Below are 21,102 nucleotides of genomic sequence, written 5' to 3' on the forward strand. Positions count from 1 at the left end.
GGCTATAAATGTTTTAACCACTTTTGCTCGGCACGTCTGAAAATAGCGACAAGAAAAAATGAGATGATTAAATACAAAATGGCAGCGAGACCAAATGCATAAAAGGGTTGATAGGTTGCCGAGTTTGCATTTCGAGCGATGGCTAATAGATCCGGAACCGTTGCTGTAAAAGCCAGCGAGGTTGCATGCAGCATCAGGATAACTTCGTTGCTATAAGAAGGTATCGCGCGACGCAGTGCAGAGGGAAGAATGACTTTGCTGTACAGTTTCCAATTGGAAAACCCATAGGCCCTGGCCGCTTCAATCTCGCCCTTATTGGTTTCGCGTATCGCCCCGGCAAATATCTCGCAGGTATAAGCGCAGGTATTAAGCACCAGAGCAAGTAATGTGCAGTAATAACCGCTACGGAAAAACCAGTTAAGAAAATCCGAAGAGTGCACAAATTCTAAAGTGTAAACGCCGGAGTAAAAAATCAGTAACTGGACGTATAAAGGGGTACCGCGAAACAGGTAGGAGAAGACCCAGACCGGATAAACATAACGTTTACGCCCCGAGGTACGTGCAATCGCCAGCGGGATAGAGATAACAAAACCGATAACGACGGAGGTAATGAGCAGCATTAAAGTGACTGAAACGCCGGTAAAACGGAAACCATCGGTCCATAAATACGCTTCGCCAAATTGTTTAATAATATCGATCATCAGCGCGCATCCTTACGGTCAAACTGAAACTGCTTGTCTAGCCAATAAAAAACACCATTGGAAAAGGTCGTAAAAAACAGATACACCAGCCCGGCAATAATAGTGAAAAAGAAAAACTCGTAGGTTCCTTTGCCCGCCATCTGGGTTGCTTTGACCACATCGGCTAAACCGATAATCGACACCAGCGCCGTCGATTTAAGGATCACCAGCCAGTTATTTTCCAGACCCGGTAAGGCGTGACGCATCATCTGCGGGAAGAGCACAAAACGAAACACTTGCCATGGTGAAAAACCGTAGGCGGTCGCCGCCTCAATTTGTCCCTTAGGAACGGCCAGAAAGGCACCGCGGAAAGTCTCCGTAAGGTAAGCGCCGTAAATAAAACCGATGGTCAATACGCCGGTGACAAATGGATTAATATTGATATGCGGCCAACTAAAGGCCTCGGTTATCTGATTTAAGGCGATTTGTACGCCATAGAAAATTAATAACATCAGCACTAAATCAGGAATACCACGAATAATAGTGGAGTACAGCGCAGCCAGTGACGATGAGATCTTCGAACCGAAAATTTTAGCACAAGCCCCAAGCAGTCCAAGTATCATTGCTAATATGGCAGACAACAGCGCCAGATTCATGGTCATCAATGCACCATCAATAATTAAGTTTGTGTAGCCATAAAGCATAGCCATTTCCTTATTTTCCAAATCGCGGCTTACCAGAAGATGCGATTATTACTTTCTGCAAATATTAAAATTAAATTACGCTTCGGCGATCAAATAATAAGTCCCGTCTGCCATCATTAAATCAATAACTCGATCGATTTGATCTTTTAATACGCCCTCCTTTTTAGCCAAAACGAATCCCGAACCAGCAGCAACAGAGCTATCATTATTGACCTTAGAGCAGCCAAAATTGACACTGACCGAATTAAATTGAGCGGGTGGAAATGGACCGAGTGTAGGAGGATCAAAATCTTTATTTGGTTTTGGTCGAATCATGACGGTTCCTCGTTATAGCAATTTTATTAATTTGGTGATCTATTCAGGCGTCGAAAAAACCCATGAAAGCGCGGTGTTTATTGCGGTAACTAGTTATTCTAATTATAAAATCAATGGATTTAGTATTAGTAAATCCATTAAGCACTAAGCAACAATTGCCTGATGTCAGTTACTTGCCGTAAATATCAAAGTCAAAGTAGTTGCTGGCGATCTTAGCGTAGGTACCGTCAGCCAGCATAGAGCTGATGGCCTGATCGATTTTCGCTTTCAATTCAGTATCTTCGTGACGTAGACCGATGCCAGCACCGACACCAAAATAGGTTTCATTATTGATTTCTGGACCACTAAAATGGAAGTTTTTACCAATCGGACGCTTTAAGAAACCGGCATCAGCGGCCACTGCATCTTGAAATGCACCATCCAAACGGCCATTCACCAAATCTGCATAAACGAGGTCCTGGCTTTGGTAAGTCACCACATCAACACCTTTTATCGCCCATTTCTCCTGCGCATAAGTATTGGCCGTTGTGCCCTGGAAAACACCAATTCTTTTGCCCCCTAGAGACGCTGCTGTAGGTTGTAACTCAACATTTTTTGCGGTCACTAAGCGTGCCGGCGTACCGTAAATTTTCTGGGTGAAGGCAATCTCTTTTAAGCGTGCGGGTGTTATCGACATGGAAGATAAAATCGCATCTATTTTTTTCGCTTTCAGCGACGGGATCAGCCCGTCAAAGTCACTTTCAACCCAACTGCACTGTGCTGCCATGCGTTTACAAATTTCATTACCCAAATCGATATCAAAGCCTGCCAGCGAACCATCTGGTTTTTTGATTTCAAATGGCGCATAACCCGGCTCTACACCCAGTCGAATCGTTGTAGAGGCAAAACTCATGGATGATGCCGTTACAGCGGCAATGATGAACGGAAGTAGTATTTTTTTCATTTATGACTCCTTGATAATTAAAGATGCTGATCAGTTATATAACTAAAGATGTTGATCATCTAAAGCACATAACATGCCAGATAAATAAATGATTTTATCTATTGCGTAAAATGCGGCTAAAAATGACTTTTTATTCACTAATAAGCGGGATTGGGTGAAATTAAATTCAAAAATAATAAATAACACCGGTAAATCAGGCAGGGATTATTGATCAAAAAAGATCAACTGCCGTGTAATCACAGCAGAAAATGTACAAAGCAATGCGCTATCAAACCACTATGGTGCATTAGATAGCGCCGTTCAGGGGGAATTACCATTTGTTAGAGCAGTCACTTAGAGAGTCTTTTAACAACTTTATGGTGTGAACCTTAGGTTTATGACCTTAGTTATCGACTAACCAAGTGATCAAGGTCTGCAATGAGAGGTTGTTTGCAGCCTTTGGATAGACTAAATAATATCCCTTACCTGATTTTACCTGCAATGAATGAAGCCGGGTAAGACGTCCTGATGCCATGTCTAATGACGCTAAAGTCACATCTCCGATACTAATGCCAAAACCTTGTCTTGCCGCGCTGACGGCAAGGTCTAAAGTAGCAAAATGCTGATTATGATTTGAAGTTAATGATGCGCTGTCTGCATTAGCTAACCATAAAGCCCAATCACACTTGTGCGGTGTTGAATGCAACCACGGCAGATTTTTCATTTCGTCCACGCTGAGTTGGGTTTTACCTTCAGGTAACAAAGAAGGCGCGCAAACCGGCGTTAAATCCTCTTCAAATAATAAATGGCTTATTAAGGTATTGTCTTTTACCTGCGTAAAGTAACAAATGGCGGCATCAAATGATTCAGAGGAAAAATTAATGTCATGTTTAATAGAAGAGGTAAGCTCTACCGAAATTTCAGGATAGGCCTGCTGAAATGTCATTATTTTTGGCAGTAACCAAGTTGTAATACAACTGGGTATTTTGAGCCTGATCACGGGCTTAATATTTGAAACTTTTTCGACAGCACTTTGAAGATCATTAATGACTTTTTTTATTAAAGGCAGAAAATCTAATCCTTTCTCAGTTAACGTCAGCCCGCGCGCATTACGATCAAATAATCGTATGTTTAACTTTTCTTCCAGAGATAGGATTTGTCGACTGACTGCTCCCTGCGTCACATGTAACACCTGCGCTGCTGAAGTGAGCTTTAAATGATCGGCTGTAACAATAAATGCCTGCATCTCCTTTGTCGACGGTAAACGGTTATTCATCATTACCTCTTGTTAATTAGCATTGCGATAGAGTGAGATTTTCGAGCTATGACTTAAACTCATGGCTAGTATACATATTTTTCGTTTCATCTTTCAATGAAGATTTGTTTAAATCCATGACAATTAAATATTTGCATATTTATGCCTTTTAACAGGGTAAATATTCATTATTTTTCTTTGAACTATTTTTAAATTGGAAGTTTGTTAATGCAATCCTTAGCATCAAAACTGGTACCCGAAGCAGTACAGAAACTGATTCCCTATCAGTCCGCTCGACGCCTTGGCGGCAGTGGACATTTATGGCTAAATGCCAATGAACTTGAAAGTTGTTATCAATACGGTGATTTATCTAAAGGAAGTAATGACCACTACAATCGCTATCCTGATTTTTTACCCCATGATACTGCCCAAGCCTATCTTAACTATTGCGAGCAAAAAACAGGTAAATTGGATTGTGAAATAGTGACCTTACGCGGAGCTGATGAAGCGATTGATTTATTGGTGCGTACTTTTTGTAAACCCGGCGACGATCAGATTATTATTTGTCCTCCGACTTATGGCATGTATGAGTTCTGTGCGGATTCATTTGCAGTTAATACCTGCAAAATCCCCTTATTAGAAAGCTTCCAACTTGATGTTGCGCAGATCAAAGAACAACTCCCCAGCAGCACCCTATTATTTTTATGCTCGCCTAATAATCCAACGGGAAACAGTATTAACGAAATTGATATCATAGATCTGTTAGAAGCCAGTAAAGATTCTACCTTAGTAGTTATTGATGAAGCCTACATCGAGTTTTCAAAGCACAATAGTGCATTACATTTAATGAATAAATATCCGCATTTAATTGTGATCCGCACCTTATCAAAAGCCTTTGGTCTTGCGGCTATTCGATGTGGATTTTTGCTGGCAAACGTCAGCGTCATGTCCTATGTTAAGCGCCTTGTTGCGCCATATCCCATTGCCGATCCAAGCGCTGAAATTGCTTTAAAAGCCCTTTCCGAAGCGGGATTAAAAACAATGTTAAAACAAACAACTGACTTAATCGAAGTACGGGATTGGTTTGGGCTACAGTTACAAAAATTGAGCACCATTAAATATATTTATAGCAGTGAAACCAATTTTATATTAATAAAATTTAACACAACAACAAGCCCTTATGATTATCTCGTGAGCCAGGGGATAATTGCACGAAATCAAGCACACGAAGCAGTACTGAATGATTGTGTGCGCATCACCATCGGCTCAAAAGAAAGTATGATCGAAACACTCAATGCACTTAAAAATTTAAATTAACCCAGGGAAGGATTTAAAAATGAAATCATTATATATAGCAGCTATTGTTTTATCGTCAATTTTTATCGCACCATTACAGGCAGCAGAGTCAAAGACAGTTATCCTCTCTTCTGATTTTACATACCCGCCATTTAACTATAAGGACAGCACCGGGAAGCCGGTTGGTTTTGACATTGATATTGCTGATGCCTTATGTGAGCAAGCTAAGCTCAAATGCGAATGGGTAACTCAAAGCTGGGATGGTTTAATCCCGGCATTACTATCAAGAAAATCTGACGTCATTATGGCATCTATGCGTATTACCGAAGAGCGTAAAAAACGCGTATCCTTCACCAACAAATACTACCAAACCCCAGCCAGCTTTGTTGCAGCAAAAAATGCAGACTTCAGCATTGATAAAAAGGGTTTAAAAGGAAAAGTGATTGGTGTTCAACTCGGTACTATACATGATAATTATGTGACCGAAATGTACGGCGATGTTGCTGAGGTAAAACGTTATACCGGACAAGATCAAGTTTACCTGGATTTAGTGAATGGCCGTTTAGACGCCGCATTTGGTAATTCAGACCAGTTAGTTTTAGCCTTCCTGGAGAAAGAACGTGGTGCTGATTTTGCCTTAAAAGGCGCGTTGGTAACAGATAAAGCCTATGTAGGTGAAGGTACCGCATTGGCTTTACGCAAACAGGATAAAGAATTAACAGAAAAATTTAATACTGCGATTGCTGAAATACGTAAAAATGGGACCTACGAAAAGATAGCCGCAAACTACTTTAGCTTTGATATTTATGGCGAATAAGTGGAATAAGCAACGGCGTGTTAAGCGCCGTTGTGCTTACCAGGCGCGCAACTTGTGCAACAGATTGACTATTTTACTAGACCTCCCGTTGCAATCAGTTTTTACGCATTCAATAAATCTTGGCTATCTCATAATCCATCACTTTATTTCTGATAGAGATATTAAAAGTTTAATAAAGATATCAACTAAGATGGCTAATTGCAGGCAAATTATTTAGCAAAAAATAATTCACAATTGTCCTGAAAACCTTGGATATAAGAAATCACAATATCAATTTAGTTTACGTGGAAATACGGTCTGTTTTGATTGTAGTTCAAGGTCAAAAATATTGAAAATTTACACCTGAGCAGATGCTGATCAACAAAAGACAAGACACAAAATTCAAGACAGGCAGCAATAGCACGCTATACCCACGTCTTGTTAGTGTTAATTTTGTACTGTATAATAATTACTCAGTCAGTTGATTCCTTTGATATTTTTAATTGTCAATATTAGCATTTGATTGACACCATTATTGAAAAACCAGAGTTAGAATTGCGTGTATCTAGTGTTAATGTTTTCGGGAGTGAAAACTTACTTGTTGATCAAACACTATATGACCATCTAACCTATGCCGCCGATAAATAAACTTTACCGTAACTTTGGATTTTTTTGATAACGTAAAAATTCGCTTCCAAGTCATCTGTAAGACTGTTAAGTAAGTTGAACTATTTTATTAGGAGAGCAAGTTATGAGTATTGTTGATAAGTTTCAAAAAATGGGTGAGACGCTAAAAGATCTGGAACTTGAAAAACCGGATTTTGAAAATGAGCAAGCCAGTGGAAAAAAAGCGCCCGTAAGTGATGCTGCGGAGCAATTAGCGATTCAATATGTTGCTGCTATTGGCGGAATTAATAATTTAGAGGCTATTGATGTTTGTCTTACCCGTTTACGTTTAACGCTTAAAGATCTCGGTTTAATAAATGAAACCGAACTTAGAGGCTTAGGCGCGATGGGAATCGTTAAAATAGGCGAAAATAACTTACAAGTTATCATTGGCCCGCAAGCAGAAGGCATTTCCAATGCTTTGAAAGCGCTTAAAAAACAGAGCTGAATCAGCAGACTGAGCGTAGCATAGATAAATATTTCGATAAGGCACTTTAAGCAGTGCCTTTTTTATATGCGAAATACTGTAACAGCTTAATTACAAAATCACGGTTTTTACGCAGTCAATAAATTTTGGCTATCTCATACTCGATCACTTTATTCCGAATAGAGATATTAACTTCATCGCCCACGCTGCGCTGACTGATTGCCGTACCCGTGGCGAGCCGGGGGTGACAACCACAATTTCTTGTTCTGCAAACTGCACTTTTAAACCACCCGCCGACGGGCCGTAAAAAATGTATTTTTCATTATCGTCAATATCACGCAGCAATACTAACTCCCCTAGACAAAGCGACAATGTCGCCAAACTAAAATCAGCAGAAAATATCGCTATAAGTTATAGATCCAACGCCTCACTTTAACCTATTGATATATAACAATAATACATCAAGACACAAAGTCAGCAAGCTCGAAAACTAGCGCTGCGTTGCACCAATCGAAAAGGGCATAACCATTTACATCTACCGCTAGAGGATTAACGCAGTTAATCGATCGAAAGGTCATGTTGCGTCTTACTCTGGTCTCCGACCTTGCGCCTGACAATGCATTTTCAAGTAACATGGGTATAGTCTATTTTGATGTCATTTTGGCTACGATATCTATTAGCTTTTTAAGCTGCTTTAGCGTTTCATTCTCGAAAGCATCAGCTGTTAATAAAGGATAACCAATATTGATTCTGAAACAATCTTTGTAGAGACCGAGCGTAGTAAAATGATCACCCACACGAATATCAATATTGTATTTTAGCGCTTGTTTAAATAGCTGCACAGAATCAAGATTGGGAATTTGAATCCACAATACAAAACCACCGCTTGGTTCGCTTATTTTAGTCGACACAGGTAAATTCTGACGCAGATAATGTTGGTAATCTAACCTGTAATTGTGCAGATTAAAGCGTATTTTCTTTAAATGGCCGGCATACTCACCGTTATTGATAAAATCAGCAATAGCCAACTGAGTAGGTGAAGTAACACCTTGATTACAATAGCGCCGCTTAGCCAGATATTGATCATAATATCGCCCTGGTAAACACCATCCTAAACGGTAACCCGCCGCTAATGACTTCGATACAGAGCCGCACCACAACACATAACCTTGCTTATCCCAATGCTTGGCGGGTAACGGAATCACTTTTCCGTGGGCAATTTCAAGATACACATCATCTTCAATGATCGGGATCTGGTATTTTTCAGCTAAGATCACCAGTTGCTGCTTTTGTGCTGCACTCATTGAGATCCCCTGCGGATTCATATGTGATGTACAAAACAGACCCGCTTTGACCTTGCCATTTTGCATCTGTTTTTCAAGCTGCAGCAGATCAATACCCTGCGCTGTACTGGGGATTTCAATGACTTTTCGCGACAGCATAGCGAGCATATCCAATAACCCACTGTAACAAGGAGAGCTTATCGCCACCGCATCTCCCACATTAGTGGTGATCTCTATTGCCGTTTGTATGGCGTCCATACAGCCATTGGAAATGATCAGTTGTTCAGATGAAAAGTGAAAGTCATAACCTTTAAAGTGCGCTGATAAACTGTTCCGTAATACTTTTTCGCCTTGCGGATTTGGGTAGAAGCTGATGTCTGCTGATTGGCGCTTAATCGCGCGGCGAAAACTTTGCTGCAGTTGTTCGAGCGGTAATTGCCTGGGGTCGATCCGCGTATAACCTAATGGGCCAATCGTTTTGATAAACGGCGTATAACTTTGCTCGTTTAACCCTGACTTGAGTTCACTGATATGGCTTTCAAAATGTATAAGTTCAGGCTGCGCCTGCGATCTAACTTGCTGACAAACAAAAAATCCCGATTGTGGCTTAGCGATTATCCAACCTAGCGCTTCTAAGTGCTGATAGCAATTCAGCGCACTGGTCATGCTGATATTATGCAGCACTTTAAAATTTCGCAATGAAGGCATACGGCTGTGTGCGGCTATTTTTCCACTTTCAATATTCGAAATCCATTGTGCTGAAAGTTGTTTATAGATCATACGCGCCTCCAATTGTACTTCTTTTTTATTTAATAATTGTATCTGTTATCTTAATTCATTTGCTTGATACTTATCTCACTTATTTTAACCAAGGCGATATTATGAATCACCGTGACTTGCTCATCGCGTTATCAATAATGGCCGTTTGGGGATTAAATTTTTCTGTTATTAAACTTGGTGTTGGTGAAGCCGATCCGGTACTTGTTACCGCGCTGCGTTTTACATTTGCCACTGTTCCTGCAATATTTTTTGTCAAGCGCCCCAATGTCAAATGGATTTATTTACTCAGTTACGGTTTGGTTTTTACCATAGGCGTGTGGGGCATGACAACATGGTCAATGGATGCGGGTCTGTCTGCAGGCATGGCATCTGTACTATTGCAGTTAAATGTATTCATTGCTGTTATTCTCGGATACCTATTCCTTAACGAGCCCCTGTCGAGAGCAAAAATGAGCGGCTGTGTACTGGCTATCTGCGGCTTAGCACTGAGCTTGTCGGTAACAGACGGGACGGTAAGCCTCGCTGGCGTGTTACTTATTTTACTCGCGGCATTATGCTGGAGTATTGCCAGTATTATCATCAAAAAAGCGGCGACGAAAGAGGTTTTTGCTTTTACTGTTTGGGCTATGCTTTATGCGCTCTTGCCGCTCTATATACTTGCTTTTTATCACAGTGGTGCACAACAATTTCAGCACACCCTACAAACTTGGAATAGTTCGCTGGCCTTTTCTGTTTTATTTCAGGCTTATCCTGTGACCCTATTAGGCTATTGGATTTGGAATCGAATTTTATCTAAATACCCATTATCCATGGTCGCCCCCCTTACACTCCTGGTACCTATATTTGGCTTGTTGGGGGCCGCTCTGTTTTATCAGGAACAAGTTGGAAGTACTAAAATCATCTCCTGTTTACTGATTATTTCAGGCTTAATGGTCGGCTTGATCCGCCCTGAAGTGTGGTCAACCCTGCGTCTGCAAGTTAATGTACTGCGCAGATAAAAATGCAATTAACGGCAATATTTTTAATCTAAGTTTCTATTACTCTGTTTTTTTTGCGCAGTCAATAAATCTTGGCTATCTCATACTCGATCACTTTATTCCGAATAGAGATATTAACTTCATCGCCCACGCTGCGCTGACTGATTGCCGTACCCAGTGGCGAGCCGGGGGTGACAACCACAATTTCTTGTTCTGCAAACTGCACTTTTAAACCACCCGCCGACGGGCCGTAAAAAATGTATTTTTCATTATCGTCAATATCAAGCAGCAATACTAAAGCCCCTAAACAAACCGACGGCGTCGAGGATGCGGCGCTGAGATTCAACTGCTTAAAAGCGGCCAGATCCTTGGCGCACTCTGTTACCCGCTGCGATTGACCCTGGGCTAAATATGCGGCTTCTACTGCCAAAGTATCGTATTTATTTTCTGCGATATTTTCATTATCGGTTGCCGTATCATAGGCACGTTTTGCCGCATTAACGGCAGCTTGATGGGTTGCTTGTAACGCAAGAATCAGTTGTTTATGGATCAGTTTTTTATTCATAATGGGTATCGTTTATCTGCCGTGGACATCACAAGGGCAAGAGCTTAAAGAGCAATGCCCTTAAAGTAAAGTCGGCAGAAAAAAACGGCCCCTTAAGGCCGTTGTAACTGTACTTTGTCAGACGGCCCTTTTATCTTTTTCCTGAAAATTAAAAATTCAAGACTCAGCACCGTTGGTATTAAAGACTTTATTTAATGGGTAATTCACCAGTTTCAGTTGCGTTGTTTTTATTCCCGCTCCACTCATACCAGCCGCCGTCAAAGACGCTGATATTTTCCCAGCCCATCACGTAAGTGTAAAAGAAAACTTCAGATCCCCGCCAGCCTGTGCCGCAGTAGAATGCAACTTCCTGATCCTGGTTTATATTCCAATTCTGCCACAGCTGTTTAATATCATGCGGGCTTTTCATGGTCCCATCGGGATTTGAAAAATCGGCGATATTATTTGAATCTGTTCCGGCATGCCCCCATTTAGCCCCCGTAATGCGGCCTTTTGGTTTGATATAACCGTACCCACTGGTTTTGCCCGTAAATTCATCCCATGAACGAATACTGACCAGCGAATATTGATTCGAATCTTTGGCTAACAGTGCTTTTGCCTCTGGAATATCAATAATATAGTGTGGATTTGCTGGGATTTTCTTACCGAATTTAACCTTTTCACTATTGCTGTTCATGAACGGCTCGGTTTCCAATCCCGCATCAACCCATGCTCGCCACCCACCGTTAAGCAGACGCACGTCATCAACACCCGCATACATCATAATATTAGCCGCACGCGCTGCCGCCATATTATTACGGCCATACAAAATAACCGTTGTATCATAACGAATACCTAAATTTTCCAGTAGTTCGGCAATCTGTTGATCACTGACACGATTCCACCATGGCTCGCTTTCAATATCGTTGGTATTTAAATAAAGTGCGCCGGGAATATGAGCGGCAAGATATTTAAGCGCCGGGCCCCACTGTACTTCAATCACCTTGTAGTCTTTTTTCGGCCCATATACGGGTTGCTTGCCATTAATAAGCTCACTGATCCATTGCGCAGAGACTAACTGCTTAAAATTGGGCAAAGTAGCTAACTTTTCCTTTGCCAGGTTTAAGGGTTGCTCAATGCTATCAACCTGTTTAAACCCTTGTTTTTTCAATGCCAGACTAAGTGACTGTGTCGCATCATTCGCACAATAAAGATAAGTCGGTTTATTTTTTTGCAGTTGCTTGCTGGCAATTAATTGCTTTAATTGCGCATCATCGAGCAGGTTCAGCCATTGGCTGTCAATATTCACCGCGCCTGGAAAGTGCCCTTCCGAAGCGTTATTTTTATCCGGCCAACCGTTAAATTGATTGCTTGAGCGACAGTCAATAACCTGAATTTTATTCGACAGTTGACCATCGGTTATGTATTGCGCGGAGATATTATCAAATGTTAGCGCATAGGCTTGCACGCTAGCCATGGCGATAACGGGAGCTAGAATCTTAAATAATTGTGGCATGAAAAATCCGAATAGTAACAGCCTTAAACAGCAAGTCTGATAAGAGAAGAAAAATAATATCGAGTGTAAATACCCATGTTACTTTAAGGGGCAAAATCAGCAAGTCAAATTGTACTTAAGTGCCACAGATAAAATTAAAAGGCAGTTATTTCACATTAATATTTTATAGCGAAGTCTTTTTGTAGGCCTTTTATAACTAAGCCTTTTATAACTAAGTATTTTATAACTAAGTCTTTTATAACAAGGCACCTTACAGTTGTTGGATATCTCCAAATTAAATTACTTACTGTCATGAATTTGTCATAAATAACGATTATCCTTAACATTATTGGCCCCCCATCTAACTGGTTTTTACTGCTTAAACATTTAAATTTCAAAGTGTTATAAAAAATGAAATAAAATGTCCGGTTAAGGTTAGACAGGGATAATCAGTCACTATTATTATGTGACAATTTCTATCACTACTGTTTTTCCTTAAGGAAATATGCCAAATTCAATTTTCTCATCACTTGATTCGATAATCCAAGATAAAAATCTCAGTGTTTTTTTTCAGCCTATTATTGAAAATACTGAACGAAATATTTTTGGATATGAAGCCTTAATTCGCGGTCCGTCGAACAGTCAGCTGCACTCCCCTATTGCCCTCTTTTCGGCGGCTACAAGCCAAGGCCGATTAGTCGAGCTAGAGCTTTTATGCCGGGAATTATCAATTCTTCAATTTAAAAAACTTGACCTCAAAGGTAAGTTATTTCTCAATGCCAGTCCTGAGACACTTTTTCAGCCTAATTTCCGATCGGGTCAAACCTTAAAGTTATTAAAAAAAATCGGTCTTGACCCGAGCCGTGTGGTCATTGAATTAACCGAACATAGCCCTTTAGAAAATTATGAAGTGATTCGAGACGCGTTAAAACATTATAAAAAGATGGGTTTTGAAATTGCGATGGATGATTTAGGAGCAGGTTATTCGGGCTTGCGGACCTGGTATGAAGTACGCCCTGATTTCGTAAAAATAGATCGCCATTTTATGTGTAATATTGATAGCGATAAAGTAAAGCAGCATTTTGTGTTGTCTATAAAAAAAATCGCACAGGAGCTGGGTTGTAAAGTCATTGCAGAAGGAGTTGAAAGCGTTAATGAGTTTCGATTTATAGAAAAAATTGGTCTGCAATTCTGTCAGGGTTATTATTTTAGCCGTCCTGAACCATTGCCTCTCCGGTCTATCAATAACAACTTATTTAGTGAAAGAAGGCTCACGGTACAATCTAAAAACAGACTTGTGTCATCTAAAATGGTGGGTGAGTTACTGCAGCCGATTGATGCAATTAGTACATCCACGACCATTGAGTCTTGCGCTACATTATTTAAGCAAGCACCAGAGCTCGACAGTATTCCGGTGCTTGAGAAAAACAAACCTATTGGTTTAATCCACCGCAACAACCTCACTAATTTATTTTTTTCAGCCTATGGCAGAGAGCTATCAGGCAGAAAGACCATCGCCTCATTGGTTGATCGCAACGTTCTCATATTGGAAAATGACTTGCCTGTTGAACAAGCCAGTATATTAATCAGCGCTCAAGTTGGAAGAAATAAAATATTGGAATTTATTATTGTAGAAAAAGGCGAGTATCAAGGTGTTGGTTCAATTATTGACCTGCTCAAAGAAATCACTAATCTGCAAATAAATAATGCCCGCTATGCCAATCCTTTGAGCTTGCTGCCGGGCAATGTGCCCATTAGTAAAAATTTGGATCAGCGACTGAGAGAAGAAGCCTCCTTTACTGTCTGCTATATCGATTTAGATCATTTCAAACCGTACAATGATTATTATGGTTATGAAAAAGGAGACCAAATTCTTCTCGGAGTGGCTGATATTTTACGCAATATTGTGACGGACAGAGATGATTTTATCGGTCACATTGGCGGGGATGATTTTATTGTTATTTTATCTTATGATCATTGGCGAACCCAATGCGAGAAAATACTAAGTGATTTTTCGCAATGGGTTCGTCACTGTTATAGTCAGGAAGATCAGCGCCGAGGTGGAATAACCGGCGAAGATCGTAGCGGTGGAAAGCAATTTTATCCTTTGCTGAGTTTATCGATAGGTTGTGTCAATTTATCGCCTGCCGTTTGTAAGAGTCATAACGATGTGGCGGTGCTCGCTTCAGAAGCAAAATCCATGGCTAAAAAGATAAACGGCAATTCGTTATACGTCTATAACAGCAAAACGGCAACCAATCGATTGCCTAAAAAAACATCTAATGGAATTATGTCATAGTTAATAATCAAACAGGATTGTTGCATCTGCTGAATTATTTAAATTCAACACTAAAGATCGCCATGGCTTCGCTTAACCGCCTACAATTGTGATTAATTTTTTTATAAAAAGTGTGACTGCTTTGCTGTTTTCAAACTTAAAAGAAATGCCGTAATGAATTTCATTGATGCCTTTATTAACTCTTTTAGGAAACCGGGTCATTTCGGCGCTGTGAAAATAGGCTTCTCTTTTAGTTACCCCTTCGATAGCGGCTAACTCCGCTGCAAAAACTTCAAACACCGGGCGAATAATAATGTGCGGCATTTGGTTTTCTATGTGCAGATAAAATGCTTCTTTTAGTTTAGGTAGCATATATTCGGTTATTTTTTTAATACTGAAGTTAGTACGACACTCTAATTTGGTTAATACATTAACGATATCATTTTCTTTAATTGCCAAAACTCTTCTCCTAGAACTCGTTGTCACTGAAACAGATTGCGTATATTTATTCGAGCAGTTGCACTCGGTCTTTAACTTACCAGAGGTGATGGCATAAAAAAGATTTAATGTCGAAACGAGTTTAGTTTTATATGCCTGGCGCTTTCCAATGTCCACTATTGCTTTTTAAGTATACGTTTACCCTAGCGCTAATTTTGCCGCATTATCTCCAAAAGACCAAAAGGCAGGAAGGAAAGCAAAAGGCTCGAAGCTCCCTGCCGCCTAGCCTTGCTCTTATGTAAAAAGATTAATATTTCAAACCTATAATTTCTCTAACGCGATCTAAAGTTTCTATCAGGTTTTGGCTGAAATTAAAGGTCATAATATCGCTTTCGGTTTTTTGTTGGCGTAACAGTTCATTAAAGTGATTAATTTCATAATCATAGCCGTTTGTTTTGCAATCAAAATCCAGGTTTTCTTGGGTTGTACCATTAATTAGCGTGACCGTTGACGGACTATTAAAACCGCTGTTAATTTTAATTATTCCGCGCTCGCAATAGAACACCGCTTCAACGGGTGTTGATTCCAATAATGTCGATTTTAATAATGCTGTCGAGCCATCGTTATAGTTAAATATCATGGAGCAGGAGGAATCTGCACCGTTATCAAAAAAGGTCGCATCGGCTGTTATCGAGTCGGGCATTCCAAGTGTCGAAAGTGCAGCAAAAATGGGATAAATACCTATATCTAAAAGACTGCCCCCGCCGAGTGATTTATTAAAAAGCCTAGATTGTCCGTCAAATTCTTTTATAAAACCAAAATCTGCTTCTATTTTAAGGAGCTTGCCGTAGGTTTGGTTATTTAACGCGCTTAATACAAACTGATAATGCGGCAGAAAATAGGTCCACAGCGCTTCCATCAACAGCACATTTTTTTCTTGTGCCACGGCAATCATGCTATTCACTTGTTCGGCATTCATGGCAAAAGGTTTTTCGCATAACACCGCGATCCCCTGATCTAAACACAAGAGTGCATTTTTTTGATGCTCGGAATGGGGGGTTGCTATATAAACAGCATCAATATTTGTATCATTGGCTAAGGCTTGATAGCTGGCATAGGCTTTAGTGGCGTGATGTTTTTGCGCAAAGTCCTGCGCTTTTTGCTCGCATCTGGAAGCGACGGCATATAGCTCTGCGCCCTTAACCGTTAATAAATCACTCGCGAATGTATCGGCTATATTACCTAAGCCAATAATTCCCCAGCGAATATTCCTATTTTTCAGTGAGTTCATTTGTCTCTTCCTAAAATTTACCAGCCTAAAGGCGCTGATTTAACCTCGGTTTCATAATACGCTTTAAGTTTTTGCTGTAGTTCCGAGGACATTACTTTTTGAGACGCGGCGATATTATCAGCCAACTGCTGCTCATTTTTTATTCCGGGGATCACCGTAGAAACTTCTGGTTGAGCGAGAATGAATGACAGCGCAGCCTCGTGAAGTCTCATCTCAGTGCCGATTATCTTAAGCAGTTCCTGCTGCAGCACAAAACGCTGTTCAATCTCCTGTTTAGACCAGCGCGAGCGTATATCATTAAAACGACTCTTATCGTTAAATTTACCCGTTAACCAGCCGGAGTCGAGTGGCACTTTTACGACTATGCCATAGTCTTTTTCAGCCGCTTCTTTAAACGCATCACCACTGTCTTGAAAATTGATATTATAGAGCGGCATGACGATATTACTGGGTGTTGTTGTAACCAGTTTATGGATACTTTGATAATCATCAAGCGAGGCACCAAAGCCAAGTATTTTACCTTCCTGTACTAACTCCTCAAACACCTTATAAACCGAATGTTCACCATCACACAGTTCAATAACCGGACTGTGCAGCAGCACGGAATCGATATAATCGGTTTTTAAGGTAGTCAGGGTTTTTTCAACGGTCTTTTTCAGGGTTTTATGATCAAAATTTTCACCCTCGGGGTTATGCCCGAACTTAGTGTTTACCACAACAGCAGCGCGTTTACCTACCAGTGCTTTGCCCAGATATTCCATCGAGGCGCCCTGACCATAGTTAGGCGCGGTATCAAAAAAGTTAATGCCCTGATCGATGGCTGCATGAACAAGGCGAATAGGATCTTGATTTACATCTCCCCATTCATTTTTATTGGTATTACCTAACTGCCATGCGCCAAACCCTAACTGCGAGACCCTTTTTCCGGTTTTTCCATATTTTCTTTGTTTCATATAATGCTCACCTAGTTATTTTAGGACCATTAAACGTCCTGTATAATTTACGTTAATTGCATTTTTCACAGGCTTTTTAAACACAAGCTGTGCGTTTAACTAATAAAAAAATCGGCTAAATATCACCACGAACGTGCTCTCTGACCTGCGAGTAATAGAAATCGGATAATGTATCGTGTAAGGATTTTGATAAAGATGCCATGCCGGCAACGCTGGCATTTTGCTTAACTTGCTGCGCGCTGCTTGCGCCGCTAATAACGCTGGTTACTTGTGGTTGATCGACCAGCCAACGTAACGCCAGTTGCGCTAATGGAATATTGGATGGCAGCAAGCCTTTAAGCTTATTGATTAATTCAATGGCTTTAGCATAAGGTAAACCAGAGAAGGTTTCGCCAACATTAAAGAACGCGCCGTCTTTATTGTAATTGCGATGATCGCTTTTACTAAATTCAGTGTTCAAAGCAAATTTTCCGCTTAATAAACCGCTGGCCAGTGGTAAACGCGCAATAATCCCCACATCAGCCGCAGCCGCTTGTGGTAAGAGTTTTTCAACTGCATCTTGACGGAACAAGTTAAAGATTATCTGTAATGAGGTTAAACCCGGCTTATCCAGACACATTAACCCTTCTTTAATATTTTCAACACTTGCACCGTAATGTTTGATTAAACCCTGTGAGCGAAAATCTTCCAGCGCCTGCCATACGGCATCACCTTGTAACACGGCAGGGGGAATGCAATGCAGTTGTACTAAATCGAGACAATTTACCTGTAAACGCGCGAGTGATCCTTCAATACTGCGCTGCATATTTTCAGCGCTATATTGATTCGGGTAAAGAGAAGCATCACGACCAAGCTTAGTAACAATGGTGCGTGGTTGCGGATGCGTCTGTTGCCAATCACCTATTTTCTTTTCGCTTTCTCCACCGCCATAGACATCGGCTGTATCCCAAAAAGTGATCCCTTCATTATCTGCCGCACTTAAAATTTGCTGGCTATTTTCAACACCAGCAGGACCAAAATCGCCTCCTAACTGCCAACAGCCCAAGCCAATGACCGATCCAGATAGTCCGCTTTTACCTAATTTACGTTGTTCCATTATTACCACCTATTATTTACGACCAAGAAATAACCTCAATACATTAACACCAATCTAATCGCATTCTCTGCTAAGCACCATTGTAATAAATCGCACAGTGTTTATCATCATCAATACAATCAACTTACTGTTCAACTTTACTTAACAATCAAAACTGACAATAGAAGATAATTTATGTTAAAACCTGAGATATTGGCATTTTTAGCGGTGGTAAAAACGGGCAGTTTTACCCGTGCAGCAGAACAGATGAAAACATCAAAATCCCGTGTATCACAACAAATATCGAGCTTAGAGAAAACCCTCGGGATCACCCTGTTACACAGATCAACCCGTAAAATACGACTAACAGATGCGGGTGAATCTTATTACAGCGAATGCGCCCGCGCCGCCGCTATTTTAGAACAGGCCCGAAAAAACTTAAATGAGCGGCAGGACCAAGTAGCAGGACTGATTCGACTCAATTCAGTGGGCGGTTTATTTTCAGAAAAGATCCTTGCGCCTGCGCTTATTGCTTTTATGAAACAATATCCGCAAGTCGAAATACAACTCGATTTCAGCAGCGCACAAGTTGACGTTATTGCTGAAAGCGTTGACTTGGTGGTGCGCATGGGACAATTAAATAACTCAGCGCTTATTGCGCGTAAGTTAATGGAGATAAAAACCGACGTCGTGGCCAGCCCGGCGTTTATCAAAAAACACGGGAAACCCGATCAACCGCAACAATTAGCCCAGTTCAATTGTTTATGCGGCAGTATACGAAAATGGCACTTCCAGCATACAGGTTCAGAAAAAACGCAGGATGTAACTGTTGCAGGCTCACTCACCTCTGCTAACGGTCATATATTATGCATGGCGGCCCTTGCGGGGTTAGGGATAGTGCGTTTAAACGAACTTTACACTGATCAGTATTTACGCACGGGAAAATTGATCTGCGTATTTGAACAATGGCAAATCCCATCGGTCCCGGTATCACTTATTTACCCCAAGGTGCGTTATAAAACCAAACGCATTAAGATATTTGTAGATTTTCTGATAGATTGGTTTAAGAATAAATAAGGACAATGGCAGTTGCTATTATTCAACACAGCCCACACATCACCCCATAGTTTTTTATCACATTTCTGAAAATTAAAGACTCGGTGCCGCGGGTTTCTAATTCAGGCTGCTCAGCCTTGCCGCAAAGCCCATAAAAAACAAACCTAACAGGCTGTTTCCCATTTTGGCTAAAGGCTTGTTTTGATGAAAATACTGCGTCAGCGCACGCCCCAACACAATTAAGAGACTCAGATAGATTAAACTAAAAACCTCTAATATCATTGCCAAAATTGAATACGAAATCCAAGTACTGTGATAACTATAATCAACAAATTGAATAAAAAACGACACATAAAAAAGCAGGGCTTTAGGATTGGTCAAGCTCAAGGTAAGTGACTTACGGAAAACTTTTTCTGTCTTGATCTTTGGAGACAATGTTTTAACTTTCGGGACGACCCAGTTGCTGTAGATTAAGCTCAGACCAAGATACAAGAGATAAGCTGCGCCTAAATAACGAATTGCGGTAAACAAAACAGGAGAAGTTTGCACCAAAGATGCAACACCAAGATAAGACAATAAAATCAGAATCGCATCCCCTAACAATACCCCTGCTGCGGCGCGGTAGCCAGTAGCAATGCCGTAACTGGCACCCGTTTTCAATACGTAGAGTGAATTAGGTCCAGGGGCAAGAATAATAAAAATGAGACCGGCAATATAGGTCCAGATATTAATGACGCCAAAACTTTCAAGCATATAAATTCCTCGCAATAAGCAGAATACGTTATTACTACATAATCGCGGCCGCTGTCAATAATTTTAAAATAATGAACAGCGAGAGTTCATCTTTGTAGCGTTTTTTACACTCTTATCCTGACTTATAAAAAGGCTCAACAGCCGATTTAGAACGGCGTAGCGGATGCCAATCTTTAACTGTGTTTAGCGAATAAAACAAATGATGGTTTACCGTGGCTGCAACTAAACTCAAAAAGACTAGAATGTACGAATGAGAGAAGAGTTAGTGTTTTTTAGAAGTTCAAGGTTCAAGCACAGATAAATTCAATTTATAAAACTATAAAAGGAAAATATAGATGAAACATGTAGCAGTGATATTAGCCGGATGCGGCTTTCTTGATGGCTCGGAAATTAGAGAATCGGTTCTGACGCTTTTAGCCCTGGACAGTGAAGGTGCCAAATATAAAATATTTGCGCCGGATAAAGATCAACACCATGTTATTGATCACCTTAAAGGTGAAGAAGTGCCCGGTGCGAGCAGAAACGTGCTTGTAGAATCAGCTCGAATTGCGCGTGGCGAAATTCAAGATTTAGTGAATTTAAATGCCGAAGATTTTGACGCTTTGATTATTCCCGGTGGTTTTGGGGTGGCCAAAAACATGTGTTCATTTGCATTTGATGGCAGTGCGGCGTCGATTGATCAGCAAGTTGTTGCCAAACTGCAAGACTTTAAAAAGGCAAACAAACCTATTGGCGCAATCTGTATTGCTCCGGCCTTGGTTGCCCTGTCGTTTGGTGAGCACAACCCCACACTTACTATCGGTAGCGATGAGGGCACCGCTGCTGAACTTGAAAAACTGGGCGCCAAACATCAAAACTGTGCAACATTTGACTGTGTCGTAGATGCCGCGCATAAAATCGTCACCACGCCAGCTTATATGGATGGCGGTGCCGGGATAGCCGATGTTTATGCCGGTATTTCAAAGCTAGTGAAAAACGTGCTTAAACTGGCTTAATATAAAAAAGGTACATTGACTCAAACGGCTTTGCTGTGAATGTGCCTTTACTATTAGTTCGCCTATTGCCAGATGATGTGGTCTATTTACTTTGAAGTCCGCTTTCGCTTGAGCCGTTTGGTT

General features: G+C 40.8%; 21 protein-coding genes. 7 read left to right on the forward strand and 14 right to left on the reverse strand.

The window, feature by feature from the left end; all coding sequences use genetic code 11:
- Nucleotides 1-2: 2 nt before the first annotated feature.
- The 5 genes from ACJAZP_RS06840 to ACJAZP_RS06860 all read right to left on the reverse strand — a co-directional run bounded on the left by ACJAZP_RS06840 (nucleotide 3) and on the right by ACJAZP_RS06860 (nucleotide 3,897).
- Nucleotides 3-701, reverse strand: a complete 699-nt coding sequence (locus ACJAZP_RS06840; RefSeq protein WP_415229995.1) for an ABC transporter permease — start codon at nucleotides 699-701, stop codon at nucleotides 3-5.
- Nucleotides 701-1,384, reverse strand: coding sequence for an ABC transporter permease (locus tag ACJAZP_RS06845; RefSeq protein ID WP_415229996.1), 684 nt, complete (start codon nucleotides 1,382-1,384; stop codon nucleotides 701-703). The genes ACJAZP_RS06840 and ACJAZP_RS06845 overlap by 1 nt, the downstream gene beginning before the upstream one ends.
- Before the next feature lie 75 nt (nucleotides 1,385-1,459).
- Nucleotides 1,460-1,699 carry a hypothetical protein gene (locus ACJAZP_RS06850; RefSeq protein ID WP_415229997.1) on the reverse strand — a complete coding sequence of 80 codons (240 nt, stop codon included), beginning with the start codon at nucleotides 1,697-1,699 and terminating at the stop codon, nucleotides 1,460-1,462.
- A gap of 169 nt (nucleotides 1,700-1,868) precedes the next feature.
- Nucleotides 1,869-2,642 (reverse strand): ABC transporter substrate-binding protein, encoded by a 774-nt coding sequence (locus ACJAZP_RS06855; protein WP_415229998.1) that lies wholly within the window; start codon nucleotides 2,640-2,642, stop codon nucleotides 1,869-1,871.
- Nucleotides 2,643-3,024: 382 nt separating this feature from the next.
- On the reverse strand, nucleotides 3,025-3,897 hold the full coding sequence (locus ACJAZP_RS06860; RefSeq protein WP_415229999.1) for a LysR substrate-binding domain-containing protein: 873 nt from the start codon (nucleotides 3,895-3,897) through the stop codon (nucleotides 3,025-3,027).
- Nucleotides 3,898-4,104: 207 nt separating this feature from the next.
- On the opposite strand from ACJAZP_RS06860, the gene hisC reads away from it, so the two are divergent.
- From hisC to ACJAZP_RS06875, 3 genes are all read left to right on the forward strand, one after another.
- Entirely contained in the window at nucleotides 4,105-5,193 is a 1,089-nt protein-coding gene (gene hisC, locus ACJAZP_RS06865) for a histidinol-phosphate transaminase (RefSeq protein ID WP_415230000.1), read from the forward strand.
- Between the two features lie 19 nt (nucleotides 5,194-5,212).
- Entirely contained in the window at nucleotides 5,213-5,989 is a 777-nt protein-coding gene (locus tag ACJAZP_RS06870) for an ABC transporter substrate-binding protein (protein ID WP_415230001.1), read from the forward strand.
- Between the two features lie 730 nt (nucleotides 5,990-6,719).
- A complete protein-coding gene (locus tag ACJAZP_RS06875; protein ID WP_415230002.1) occupies nucleotides 6,720-7,082 on the forward strand; it encodes a PTS transporter subunit EIIB in 363 nt (120 codons plus the stop codon).
- 144 nt (nucleotides 7,083-7,226) lie between these two features.
- On the opposite strand, the gene ACJAZP_RS06880 is transcribed toward ACJAZP_RS06875, so the two are convergent.
- Together ACJAZP_RS06880 and ACJAZP_RS06885 are read right to left on the reverse strand one after the other, a co-directional pair.
- Nucleotides 7,227-7,406, reverse strand: coding sequence for a hypothetical protein (locus ACJAZP_RS06880; RefSeq protein WP_415230003.1), 180 nt, complete (start codon nucleotides 7,404-7,406; stop codon nucleotides 7,227-7,229).
- Nucleotides 7,407-7,705: 299 nt separating this feature from the next.
- Nucleotides 7,706-9,124, reverse strand: coding sequence for a PLP-dependent aminotransferase family protein (locus ACJAZP_RS06885; RefSeq protein WP_415230004.1), 1,419 nt, complete (start codon nucleotides 9,122-9,124; stop codon nucleotides 7,706-7,708).
- A 101-nt stretch (nucleotides 9,125-9,225) separates the two neighbouring features.
- On the opposite strand from ACJAZP_RS06885, the gene ACJAZP_RS06890 reads away from it, so the two are divergent.
- Nucleotides 9,226-10,122, forward strand: coding sequence for an EamA family transporter (locus tag ACJAZP_RS06890; protein ID WP_415230005.1), 897 nt, complete (start codon nucleotides 9,226-9,228; stop codon nucleotides 10,120-10,122).
- Nucleotides 10,123-10,183: 61 nt separating this feature from the next.
- Here ACJAZP_RS06890 and ACJAZP_RS06895 read toward each other — a convergent pair whose 3' ends face one another.
- Nucleotides 10,184-10,666, reverse strand: a complete 483-nt coding sequence (locus tag ACJAZP_RS06895) for a transcription elongation factor (protein WP_415230006.1) — start codon at nucleotides 10,664-10,666, stop codon at nucleotides 10,184-10,186.
- Between the two features lie 187 nt (nucleotides 10,667-10,853).
- Nucleotides 10,854-12,161, reverse strand: a complete 1,308-nt coding sequence (locus ACJAZP_RS06900; RefSeq protein ID WP_415230007.1) for a sulfurtransferase — start codon at nucleotides 12,159-12,161, stop codon at nucleotides 10,854-10,856.
- 484 nt (nucleotides 12,162-12,645) lie between these two features.
- Between ACJAZP_RS06900 and ACJAZP_RS06905 the strand changes: the two genes are divergently transcribed.
- Nucleotides 12,646-14,439, forward strand: coding sequence for a GGDEF domain-containing protein (locus ACJAZP_RS06905; RefSeq protein ID WP_415230008.1), 1,794 nt, complete (start codon nucleotides 12,646-12,648; stop codon nucleotides 14,437-14,439).
- A gap of 72 nt (nucleotides 14,440-14,511) precedes the next feature.
- On the opposite strand, the gene ACJAZP_RS06910 is transcribed toward ACJAZP_RS06905, so the two are convergent.
- The 4 genes from ACJAZP_RS06910 to ACJAZP_RS06925 form a co-directional block, all read right to left on the reverse strand.
- Nucleotides 14,512-14,877: a hypothetical protein gene (locus ACJAZP_RS06910; protein ID WP_415230009.1), complete on the reverse strand. Its 366-nt coding sequence runs from the start codon at nucleotides 14,875-14,877 to the stop codon at nucleotides 14,512-14,514.
- Between the two features lie 286 nt (nucleotides 14,878-15,163).
- Complete coding sequence (locus tag ACJAZP_RS06915; protein ID WP_415230010.1) at nucleotides 15,164-16,147, reverse strand: Gfo/Idh/MocA family protein; 984 nt, start codon at nucleotides 16,145-16,147, stop codon at nucleotides 15,164-15,166.
- Nucleotides 16,148-16,164: 17 nt separating this feature from the next.
- On the reverse strand, nucleotides 16,165-17,100 hold the full coding sequence (locus ACJAZP_RS06920) for an aldo/keto reductase (protein WP_415230011.1): 936 nt from the start codon (nucleotides 17,098-17,100) through the stop codon (nucleotides 16,165-16,167).
- 115 nt (nucleotides 17,101-17,215) lie between these two features.
- Nucleotides 17,216-18,196 carry an aldo/keto reductase gene (locus ACJAZP_RS06925; protein WP_415230012.1) on the reverse strand — a complete coding sequence of 327 codons (981 nt, stop codon included), beginning with the start codon at nucleotides 18,194-18,196 and terminating at the stop codon, nucleotides 17,216-17,218.
- A gap of 174 nt (nucleotides 18,197-18,370) precedes the next feature.
- On the opposite strand from ACJAZP_RS06925, the gene ACJAZP_RS06930 reads away from it, so the two are divergent.
- Entirely contained in the window at nucleotides 18,371-19,252 is an 882-nt protein-coding gene (locus tag ACJAZP_RS06930) for a LysR substrate-binding domain-containing protein (protein ID WP_415230013.1), read from the forward strand.
- 96 nt (nucleotides 19,253-19,348) lie between these two features.
- Here the strand turns inward: ACJAZP_RS06930 and leuE are convergent, their stop codons facing one another.
- The gene (gene leuE / locus ACJAZP_RS06935) at nucleotides 19,349-19,984 is read right to left on the reverse strand and encodes a leucine efflux protein LeuE (RefSeq protein WP_415230014.1); all 636 of its coding nucleotides are present in this window, start codon (nucleotides 19,982-19,984) and stop codon (nucleotides 19,349-19,351) included.
- 335 nt (nucleotides 19,985-20,319) lie between these two features.
- Between leuE and elbB the strand changes: the two genes are divergently transcribed.
- On the forward strand, nucleotides 20,320-20,979 hold the full coding sequence (elbB, locus tag ACJAZP_RS06940) for an isoprenoid biosynthesis glyoxalase ElbB (RefSeq protein WP_415230015.1): 660 nt from the start codon (nucleotides 20,320-20,322) through the stop codon (nucleotides 20,977-20,979).
- Nucleotides 20,980-21,102 lie beyond the last annotated feature (123 nt).

The organism is Psychromonas sp., from assembly GCF_047632955.1.
GTDB lineage: Bacteria > Pseudomonadota > Gammaproteobacteria > Enterobacterales > Psychromonadaceae > Psychromonas.

What these genes read in the sequence shown, in the direction of transcription:
- ACJAZP_RS06840 (WP_415229995.1), bottom strand. Translation starts at nt 701, where the DNA reads ATGATCGATATTATTAAACAATTTGGCGAAGCGTATTTATGGACCGAT.
- ACJAZP_RS06845 (WP_415229996.1), bottom strand. Translation starts at nt 1,384, where the DNA reads ATGCTTTATGGCTACACAAACTTAATTATTGATGGTGCATTGATGACC.
- ACJAZP_RS06850 (WP_415229997.1), bottom strand. Translation starts at nt 1,699, where the DNA reads ATGATTCGACCAAAACCAAATAAAGATTTTGATCCTCCTACACTCGGT.
- ACJAZP_RS06855 (WP_415229998.1), bottom strand. Translation starts at nt 2,642, where the DNA reads ATGAAAAAAATACTACTTCCGTTCATCATTGCCGCTGTAACGGCATCA.
- ACJAZP_RS06860 (WP_415229999.1), bottom strand. Translation starts at nt 3,897, where the DNA reads ATGAATAACCGTTTACCGTCGACAAAGGAGATGCAGGCATTTATTGTT.
- hisC (WP_415230000.1), top strand. Translation starts at nt 4,105, where the DNA reads ATGCAATCCTTAGCATCAAAACTGGTACCCGAAGCAGTACAGAAACTG.
- ACJAZP_RS06870 (WP_415230001.1), top strand. Translation starts at nt 5,213, where the DNA reads ATGAAATCATTATATATAGCAGCTATTGTTTTATCGTCAATTTTTATC.
- ACJAZP_RS06875 (WP_415230002.1), top strand. Translation starts at nt 6,720, where the DNA reads ATGAGTATTGTTGATAAGTTTCAAAAAATGGGTGAGACGCTAAAAGAT.
- ACJAZP_RS06885 (WP_415230004.1), bottom strand. Translation starts at nt 9,124, where the DNA reads ATGATCTATAAACAACTTTCAGCACAATGGATTTCGAATATTGAAAGT.
- ACJAZP_RS06890 (WP_415230005.1), top strand. Translation starts at nt 9,226, where the DNA reads ATGAATCACCGTGACTTGCTCATCGCGTTATCAATAATGGCCGTTTGG.
- ACJAZP_RS06895 (WP_415230006.1), bottom strand. Translation starts at nt 10,666, where the DNA reads ATGAATAAAAAACTGATCCATAAACAACTGATTCTTGCGTTACAAGCA.
- ACJAZP_RS06900 (WP_415230007.1), bottom strand. Translation starts at nt 12,161, where the DNA reads ATGCCACAATTATTTAAGATTCTAGCTCCCGTTATCGCCATGGCTAGC.
- ACJAZP_RS06905 (WP_415230008.1), top strand. Translation starts at nt 12,646, where the DNA reads ATGCCAAATTCAATTTTCTCATCACTTGATTCGATAATCCAAGATAAA.
- ACJAZP_RS06915 (WP_415230010.1), bottom strand. Translation starts at nt 16,147, where the DNA reads ATGAACTCACTGAAAAATAGGAATATTCGCTGGGGAATTATTGGCTTA.
- ACJAZP_RS06920 (WP_415230011.1), bottom strand. Translation starts at nt 17,100, where the DNA reads ATGAAACAAAGAAAATATGGAAAAACCGGAAAAAGGGTCTCGCAGTTA.
- ACJAZP_RS06925 (WP_415230012.1), bottom strand. Translation starts at nt 18,196, where the DNA reads ATGGAACAACGTAAATTAGGTAAAAGCGGACTATCTGGATCGGTCATT.
- ACJAZP_RS06930 (WP_415230013.1), top strand. Translation starts at nt 18,371, where the DNA reads ATGTTAAAACCTGAGATATTGGCATTTTTAGCGGTGGTAAAAACGGGC.
- leuE (WP_415230014.1), bottom strand. Translation starts at nt 19,984, where the DNA reads ATGCTTGAAAGTTTTGGCGTCATTAATATCTGGACCTATATTGCCGGT.
- elbB (WP_415230015.1), top strand. Translation starts at nt 20,320, where the DNA reads ATGAAACATGTAGCAGTGATATTAGCCGGATGCGGCTTTCTTGATGGC.